This window comes from Desulfobulbaceae bacterium (genome assembly GCA_015231515.1).
In the GTDB taxonomy this organism is placed as follows: domain Bacteria; phylum Desulfobacterota; class Desulfobulbia; order Desulfobulbales; family VMSU01; genus JADGBM01.
Map to the genome: position 1 here is coordinate 1 of JADGBM010000158.1, position 5,146 is coordinate 5,146.

The following is a 5,146-nucleotide window of genomic DNA, read 5'->3' on the forward strand; positions in this document are numbered from 1 at the left end:
AAAAAAAACGTCATCTATCTGTCAACGGAGTCAACACGATGTCCCATTCAGCTTGGTTGACACCTTCCTTGGGGTAATACTGTGTGATTAACTCTTCATGGTTTTTGGATGTAATTCTGACATGAATATGGGGAAGTCTGCCGAGATAATCGGTTGGAAGGTTACTTTCAAAGGAATATTTCCCTTGGCCGTCTGCGATCACCGTTGCTCGATGTTCATCATCATATTCTCCTTCACTATTGACCTGCCAGAATTCAAGTTTCGTAAAGGGCAGAGGGCTACAGTTCTTCACCGATAAAACGCTACCTGTCAGAGAATGACCATTGCCAATTTTATTTCTTACTGGTGCATTTGGCCGGTAAAAGGGGCCAATCTCATCAAATGGCGTTGGCTCGCAATCTCTGATCTTTGTTTCACAGGAACAAAGCAGGAAAACAAACAAAAGAGGTGCCACAAGCCAATTTAAAATCGTATTTTTTCTCATAGTTGTATGGGGAGACCTTTTTCTCGGGGAGATATGTTGACTTTTGGCTTTGGGCCTTCGACCAGACTCAATTAAGTATGGTGTCCCCGGAATTCAGTTTTACTTCCCTAACCTGTTGTTTTAATTCTGTAGCTGCACTTTCCATAATGTTACCTCTAATATGTTCAAAGCAACCAATTTAGCTAAAATAGTCGAGATGAGCAACAGCCAAAAATAATGCCGAGCTAAAGCCGGGGAGGATTTCCTTGCGACCAGCGGCCGGTTCATTCTTTACCCTGACGAAACCCAGGCGGCAATCCCGGTTGAGGTCATTGGAGACGCACTTCCCGAGCCGGATGAATTCTTTTACATGGATGTCACAAACCCGGTCGGGGGCGACTTCGGAGATGGCGTCATGACTCTTACCGCCATACGCACCATCACCGACAACGATGGTTGGGCCTGAGCTGCCTTTTTGTCGCCACATCCCCCTTTATGCAATTTCTAAAAGATGATTGCATAAATTAAACTGAGGACTTTGGTTAGAACTTCTTTAGAGGTACTTACCTGGACGGCCTTTTTTTACAGGCTTGAAAGAAATTAATCGTGTCCACATTTCATTTACTCCACCAGTAGACGAAAGTTTTATATTGTATCTTTTCCAATCACACGCTATCATCATTTCTGATGACAATGTAAACAAAAGAGGGCCATTATGACCGAGACAACTTTACTTTCGACAAGGGTTTCACCTGAAGTTGCTAAACGTTTAGCGGCTTTAGCACAATCCACTCACCGCTCAAAATCATTTCTTGCAGCTCAAGCTATTGAAGAATTTCTCAATGTCCAAGAATGGCATGTGAAGGCGATAAAAGAAGGTATTTCGGCTGCACAACATGGCGATGTAAAAAGCCACGAACAAGCAATTGCAATTCTCAATACCTGGGGAAAAAATGCGTAAAATCGAATGGTCTGTTCCTGCTCTTGATGACTTGATTTCCGCCGGTGACTATATAGCGCAAGATAACCCTACAGCTGCAAAACGAATGGCAATCAGGGTAAAAGAAGCAGTAGAAAACCTTCAGGATCACCCAAACCTGGGCAGGCCCGGAAGATTGACCGACACCAAGGAACTTGTTGTATCAGGTACACCATTTATCGTCGTTTACTGGATAAAGAATGGCGTGGTACAAATTCTTCGGGTCCTTCATCACGCGCGGTGTTGGCCATAATATATCGCCTACATCACTGCAAAATTCGGTTGATCAAAGAAAGGATTAGGAAAGCTGCCGCACCTGAAGAGGGTTAAGGGGGCAGGTCGAAAGCGCCGGTAAAAGCCGGCAGAGAGTAAGGGGTGAAAGTCCCCTGCATGGTAAAGGGTAGCGACCAGCTATGGCCTCCGAGTCATGCGTTGGCTACCCGTAAGGGAGCGGCGAAGCGTTGACAGGGGTACGTGCAGGCCTAGGGCTATTGAGCTCCGAAATCACCTTATTCGGATTGCTGACCTCGAAGTCTGCGCTTATCTGTGATTTGGTGGGGAAGGCAAAACGGTGCGTTGCGCTATCGCGAGTGGCACACCGGATCCGCGGAGTCAGAGAACTGGTGCATGTACGCAAGCTCTTTGCACGGAAACCGGGAGATCCCAGGTGTGACCAACTGAGGAATACAGTTGGCCCGGTCGGTGAAGGTCAGTGACCGAACGCCCGATATGTACGCGCTTGGGAAGTCGGACGAAGGAATAGTATCGATGAAGCTAATGAACAAAGGTGTTCAACCGGGGCGATATGCGGCCAACCACCAGCGGAATTCGTGGAGGAAAGTCCTTCGGCCAAGGGAAACTATGTTCAGACGACGATGACCAGTACACAGAGACTGGAAGCAGTTTTGATCGGACGGAGCAGAGTACGAGAAACAGCGAAGCATTGCATTCCCACTGCGTAGGTGCCGTAACACTACCACCTAATTTAATGTTTCTGCGTTTGACCTGAGGCAGGAGCCCAGTGCGATAATTCCGCATGCTTGGGATCTGTACAGGGGGTGCCGGGTAACCGGCATTCCTACCGTGACTTGAAATATAAGAAAATGATATTTCAAGACCTGACCCCACCATCTTTGTAAGAAAATGATATTTCGAGACCTGACCCCACCATCTGATGACCCCACCATCTTTGGTTCCAGTTACCCTTATTAATCATTATGTTCGCAAATACCATGAGCCCTACCTAGCCAGACAATATTACCTGAACCCTCATTCCGTCGAACTTAAACTCAGAAACCATGCCTGACACTGACAACTCAAAGATAAAAATTCTGATCACCGGTGCCACTGGTTATATTGGGCGCAGGCTTGAGGAACGCTTGCTTGCAAGACAGGATGTCTATGTCCGGCTTCTCGTCAGAAACGCAGACAAAGTGCGGCTTGAGGTTCTTGACAGGGTTGAAGTTGTTGAGGGCGATACTTTTAATCAAAAGTCTCTCATCAAAGCACTCAAGAATATTGATGTAGTGTACTATTTAATCCATTCCATGGGCTCTGGAGATGATTTTGAGAAACTGGACCGGGAAAGTGCTAAAAACTTTAGGGATGTAGCAGTTGCTTCCGGGGTGAAAAAAATCATCTACCTCGGCGGCCTCGGAGTAAAAACTTCTGCAAGCAGTCATTTATTAAGCCGTATTGAAACAGGCGAAATATTATCAAGTGTTCCTACATCTTTGCAAACAGTGTGGTTCCGTGCCGGTGTCATAATTGGTGCAGGTAGTGCCAGCTTTGAAATAATCCGTAACCTTGTTCAAAAGCTGCCAATTATGATCACTCCAAGATGGGTCAAAACAAAAACCCAGTCCATTGGCGTTGAAGATGTTGTCTCTTACCTTGAAAAAGCAATTGATGTAAATTTCACTCACAATACTGTCGTTGATATTGGCACTGAACCCATGAGTTTTAAAGAAATGATGGAAGAAGCAGCAAATGTAATGGACTTAAAAAGGGCCCTTATCCCTGTTCCTTTTTTGTCACCAAAATTGTCTTCTTACTGGCTTATACTTTTTACACCTATCCCTTTTAAAATGGCATCCGCTTTAGTAGAAGGGTTAAAATCAGAGACTCTTGTTTTAAATAATAACGCCCGACAATATTTTCCTGACATCAAACCTAGAAATTACCGTCAAGCAGTTCGCGGCGCCATTGAAGAGATTGAAACCGACCAAGTCATAAGCCGCTGGTGTGATTCAAGCTCCGGTAAATATTGTGATATTAAAGATCAAGGCGATACACATTTAGCTGTAGTACGAGATGAACGAAGAATTTCATTGGACGGAGCACCCCCAGATAAGGTGTTTCAATCTATTTGTGCTCTAGGAGGGCACTCGGGCTGGAACCGTTATGACATACTCTGGCAGATTCGCGGTTTCTTAGATAAGATTGTCGGAGGGTATGGTTTAAGCCGGGGCAGGCGGCAACAGGGTAAACTGAGGGTCGGCGACGCCTTGGACTTCTGGAAAGTTGCTGACATCAAAGAAAATAAGCGACTCCTCCTGCTTGCTCAAATGAAATTACCTGGGAAAGCATGGCTGGAGTTTGACATCCAGGGAGACACCTTGGTTCAGACAGCACATTTTCTCCCCAATGGGATCCTTGGCCGTCTCTACTGGCTGTCAGTCCTGCCGTTTCACAACATGGTATTCCAAGGCCTTGCCCAAAGCCTTGTGGATAATGCTAAACACGATTCCTGATCAATGGTGTCGATCAGCTTTTTTCTATAGTCAGGAGATATATGGACTTTGTACAATTGGATTTTTTTACAGAAAATAGTGCAATATTTTCTGGCTCATCAAAAAAATCTGCTTCCAAAACACCGTGACTTTCTGTATGGCTGTAAAAATTAAGAGCAGAAAGTGATATATTCACCGGCAAGTACATTTTATGCAGGCCTCCCCCATCAATAATAACATTGAGAAGCATAAGGTAACTGTAGAGGGTAATGATATATACCATCTTGCCTCGGGAATCCAGCCAATTGACCACGTCTCATCTGTCAGTTAGACAAGTTTATCATGGCTGACTTTGTAAAGTCTGAAAATTCGAATAATAGTTTGTAAGAAGGCTCCAAAATTTTTCTGAGATTATTTCTTTTTAGCCTTTTGCCAACGTTGTAAACTAGTTGGTCTGTAATTTCATCGGGATCATGGCCTTGCTTTACTAAAAAGCAACCAATGATACACCCCGTACGGTCTATACCTTTCGTACAATGGATCGCAATTGCTTGGTTATTTTTTAGAGCATTTTCAATAATCAGGATCGCTTTATCTGCTTGCTCTTTATTTGGAATCATCTGAATCGGAATATGGTGACGTTTAACTTCTCTGTCGTGATAAGTCATAAACTGAGTAGTCAATGTTAACAGGTGCTTAATTTTATATTTCTGTTTAAGCAAAGACATACATTCCTTTGGGTCATTTTTCCCCCAAAGTGTTTCACACCCAACAAGCAGTCCATTTTCAAAACTATAGTGAAAAAAGCTCATGGCTGATGCCTTGGGTATTGAGAAAAGAGTATTGTAGCTGCGGAAGAGATTATTGTCTCTATTCTACAGCAACCCATCTTCAAAGCACTTCTGCTCAAACTTATCGAAGGCAATCAATAATGGTTTGCAATCTTGTTCCCATTGTTCCTTGTCCCAAAAC

6 protein-coding genes and 2 pseudogenes are annotated in these 5,146 nt (G+C 44.2%); 5 read left to right on the forward strand and 3 right to left on the reverse strand.

Features of this window, described 5'->3' with window-relative positions:
* Positions 1 to 10 precede the first annotated feature (10 nt).
* Entirely contained in the window at positions 11 to 484 is a 474-nt protein-coding gene (locus HQK80_15165) for an intradiol ring-cleavage dioxygenase (GenBank protein MBF0223534.1), read from the reverse strand.
* Positions 485 to 716: 232 nt separating this feature from the next.
* On the opposite strand from HQK80_15165, the pseudogene HQK80_15170 reads away from it, so the two are divergent.
* From HQK80_15170 to HQK80_15190, 5 genes and pseudogenes are all read left to right on the forward strand, one after another.
* Positions 717 to 929: pseudogene (locus tag HQK80_15170) on the forward strand (sodium:calcium exchanger).
* A gap of 249 nt (positions 930 to 1,178) precedes the next feature.
* Positions 1,179 to 1,424, forward strand: coding sequence for a CopG family ribbon-helix-helix protein (locus HQK80_15175; GenBank protein ID MBF0223535.1), 246 nt, complete (start codon positions 1,179 to 1,181; stop codon positions 1,422 to 1,424).
* Positions 1,417 to 1,695 (forward strand): type II toxin-antitoxin system RelE/ParE family toxin, encoded by a 279-nt coding sequence (locus tag HQK80_15180; protein MBF0223536.1) that lies wholly within the window; start codon positions 1,417 to 1,419, stop codon positions 1,693 to 1,695. The genes HQK80_15175 and HQK80_15180 overlap by 8 nt, the downstream gene beginning before the upstream one ends.
* Before the next feature lie 930 nt (positions 1,696 to 2,625).
* A pseudogene (locus HQK80_15185) lies at positions 2,626 to 2,748 on the forward strand (DUF1722 domain-containing protein).
* Complete coding sequence (locus tag HQK80_15190; protein MBF0223537.1) at positions 2,741 to 4,195, forward strand: SDR family oxidoreductase; 1,455 nt, start codon at positions 2,741 to 2,743, stop codon at positions 4,193 to 4,195. Before HQK80_15185 ends, HQK80_15190 begins: the two are co-directional and overlap by 8 nt.
* A gap of 13 nt (positions 4,196 to 4,208) precedes the next feature.
* Here the strand turns inward: HQK80_15190 and HQK80_15195 are convergent, their stop codons facing one another.
* Both HQK80_15195 and HQK80_15200 read right to left on the reverse strand, forming a co-directional pair.
* Positions 4,209 to 4,424 (reverse strand): hypothetical protein, encoded by a 216-nt coding sequence (locus tag HQK80_15195; protein ID MBF0223538.1) that lies wholly within the window; start codon positions 4,422 to 4,424, stop codon positions 4,209 to 4,211.
* A 73-nt stretch (positions 4,425 to 4,497) separates the two neighbouring features.
* On the reverse strand, positions 4,498 to 4,986 hold the full coding sequence (locus HQK80_15200; protein MBF0223539.1) for a dual specificity protein phosphatase family protein: 489 nt from the start codon (positions 4,984 to 4,986) through the stop codon (positions 4,498 to 4,500).
* Between the last annotated feature and the right edge of the window lie 160 nt (positions 4,987 to 5,146).

What these genes read in the sequence shown, in the direction of transcription:
- HQK80_15180 (MBF0223536.1), top strand. Translation starts at nt 1,417, where the DNA reads ATGCGTAAAATCGAATGGTCTGTTCCTGCTCTTGATGACTTGATTTCC.
- HQK80_15175 (MBF0223535.1), top strand. Translation starts at nt 1,179, where the DNA reads ATGACCGAGACAACTTTACTTTCGACAAGGGTTTCACCTGAAGTTGCT.
- HQK80_15165 (MBF0223534.1), bottom strand. Translation starts at nt 484, where the DNA reads ATGAGAAAAAATACGATTTTAAATTGGCTTGTGGCACCTCTTTTGTTT.
- HQK80_15200 (MBF0223539.1), bottom strand. Translation starts at nt 4,986, where the DNA reads ATGAGCTTTTTTCACTATAGTTTTGAAAATGGACTGCTTGTTGGGTGT.
- HQK80_15190 (MBF0223537.1), top strand. Translation starts at nt 2,741, where the DNA reads ATGCCTGACACTGACAACTCAAAGATAAAAATTCTGATCACCGGTGCC.
- HQK80_15195 (MBF0223538.1), bottom strand. Translation starts at nt 4,424, where the DNA reads ATGCTTCTCAATGTTATTATTGATGGGGGAGGCCTGCATAAAATGTAC.